The sequence below is a fragment of the Agromyces humi genome, assembly GCF_009720255.1.
Taxonomy (GTDB): Bacteria; Actinomycetota; Actinomycetes; order Actinomycetales; family Microbacteriaceae; genus Agromyces; species Agromyces humi.
This window is the reverse complement of record NZ_WJSP02000512.1, coordinates 1-2,167: the sequence shown is the minus strand read 5'-3', so window position 1 is coordinate 2,167 and position 2,167 is coordinate 1. Positions and strand designations below refer to the sequence as shown.

3 protein-coding genes are annotated in these 2,167 nt (G+C 70.9%); 2 read left to right on the top strand and 1 reads right to left on the bottom strand.

What is annotated here, in order from left to right; translation table 11 throughout:
* Positions 1-124: 124 nt before the first annotated feature.
* A complete protein-coding gene (locus GH736_RS21605; RefSeq protein WP_159606968.1) occupies positions 125-1,063 on the bottom strand; it encodes a LysR family transcriptional regulator in 939 nt (312 codons plus the stop codon).
* A gap of 135 nt (positions 1,064-1,198) precedes the next feature.
* On the opposite strand from GH736_RS21605, the gene GH736_RS25560 reads away from it, so the two are divergent.
* Both GH736_RS25560 and GH736_RS21600 read left to right on the top strand, forming a co-directional pair.
* On the top strand, positions 1,199-1,321 hold the full coding sequence (locus tag GH736_RS25560; protein WP_268891260.1) for a hypothetical protein: 123 nt from the start codon (positions 1,199-1,201) through the stop codon (positions 1,319-1,321).
* Between the two features lie 174 nt (positions 1,322-1,495).
* The coding region (locus GH736_RS21600) for a Type 1 glutamine amidotransferase-like domain-containing protein (RefSeq protein ID WP_159606966.1) at positions 1,496-2,167 on the top strand (672 nt) is incomplete at its 3' end.

Below are 2,167 nucleotides of genomic sequence, written 5' to 3'. Positions count from 1 at the left end.
CCGGGGCCGCCCGCGCACGCGGCGAGCACCCCGATCGCAGCCAGGGACAGGACGAGGGCGGCGGCGCGGCGCTTCGACATGGGTCGGAATGTACCGCATGCCGAGCTCAGGGGCATCAGGGGCCTCACTGATCGGGGCGGCCGCGTGAGGGGTGCCCGTACGCCTGCTCCAGCCGGGAAGCCCGCGCCACGAGCACGTCGAGCACCGTGCGCACGGCGAGGCGCTCCGCGACATCCGGCCGCACCAGGGCCACGATCTGCCGGGCGGACGCGACGCCGCGGATCGGCTTGAGCACGATGCCGGGCGGCACTGTGCCCGACGTGAACCGCGGAACGAACGCGATGCCGAGGCCGGCCTCGATGAACGCCTCCATGATGCGCATGTCGCTGAAGCGCTGGCTGACCTGCACCCGCTTGCCGCCCTCCTGCTCGATCGCATGGAGGATGCGCTCGAACGGGAAGCCGGGCGGCACGCCGAGCCAGGTCTCGTCGACGAGATCGGCGGGCGTCACGTGCGACCGGTTCGCGAGCCGGTGGTCGGCGGGCACGCCGATGTCGAGGGGCTCGGTGAGCAGCGGCACCGCCTTGAGGCCTCGGCCGCCCCAGGGCAGCACCCCGGGCATCGTGTGCGCCAGCACGATGTCGTAGTCGGACGTGAGGTCGGGGAATTCGGCCAGCTCGGGGTCGAGGTCGGTGCAGCGCACCACGAGCCCCGCGACCTGGGAGAGGTCGCTCAGCACGCTGGGCAGCAGGGTCGCGCCGACCGTCGGGAAGGTGAGGAGGCTGACCTCGCCGCTCGGGTGGTTGCGGAACTCGTCCCACAGGGCCGAGGCGCGTTCGAGCGCGATGGCGACATCGGCGGCGCTGCGGGCCAGCGCGTGCCCGGCGCTGGTGAGCACCAGGCCCCGGCCGCTCCGCTCGGTGAGCGGCATCCCGGCCTCGCGTTCGAGCACCTTGAGCTGCTGCGAGACGGCCGACGGCGTGCGCCCGGTGGCCTCGGCGACGGCGGTGACGCTGCCGCGTTCGGCGAGCTCCCTGAGCAGGTCGAGGCGGCGAACGTCCATGTAGCCAGACTACATCGTCATTGAAGTATTGTGCGCTTGTGCTGCATGGTCTCGCGCGCGAGAATTGGGAAGTCGAACACGTGCAACGGCGCATCCGTCGCTCGACGAGCCACCTCTTCTTCGAAAGGAACCCACGTGTTCACGCTCCTCGCCATCCTCGGTGTCATCTCCGTCGCCGGCATCGCCGGCTCCATCGTCGTCTCGTCGCGCGACGGCTACGGCCGCCGCCACCGCGAGACGTTCGCGCGCACCGTCTAGGGCGTCCGCGACATCCCGGCACGTCCGGGAGCAGGGCCGCTGCGCGGGGGAGGGACACCCCGCGGAGCGGCCCTTTCGTCTGCGCACGATACCCGCGCGTCTCGCTCGACACCTCGCCGCGACGGACGATAGCGTGTGTCGCGGGGAGAGCAGCATCGCGACGAGGGGGGACCGATGGCGCACGTGGTGGCGACCGGGGCCGGCAAGGCCATGATGGAGCGGCGGAACGATCCGACGCACGACTACATCCTGAAGCTCACCGGCAAGGAGCGCCCGCGGGTGCTGTTCGTCGGCACTGCGACCGGCGACGACACGGCGTACATCGTGAGTTTCTACACGACCTACGACTCGGACCGGTGCGCACCCCACCACCTGCCGCTGTTCCACCGCGCGGTCGACGACCTCGAGGGCTTCGTGAAGGGCTTCGACGTCATCCACGTCGGCGGGGGCAACACCGCCAACATGCTCGACGTCTGGAAGCGGCAGGGCCTCGATGAGATCATGCGCGAGCTGTGGGAGGACCCGGCGTCGAACGTCGTGTTCACCGGAGGCAGCGCCGGGGGCATCTGCTGGTTCGAGGGCGGTACCACCGACAGCTACGGGCCGACCCTGCAGGTGCTCCCCGAGGGCCTGGGCTTCCTGCACGGCAGCTTCTGTCCGCACTACGACGCCGAGGACCAGCGCCAGCCGCTCTTCCACGCGTCGCTGCTCAGCGGCGAGCTGGCGACCGGGTACGCGGTCGGCAACCTCCAATCGCTGCACTTCGAGGGCTCGGAGCTCGTCACCGCGATCAGTCCGGTCGAGGATCCGCTGGCGCTCCGCGTCGAGGCCGTCGACGGCAGGATC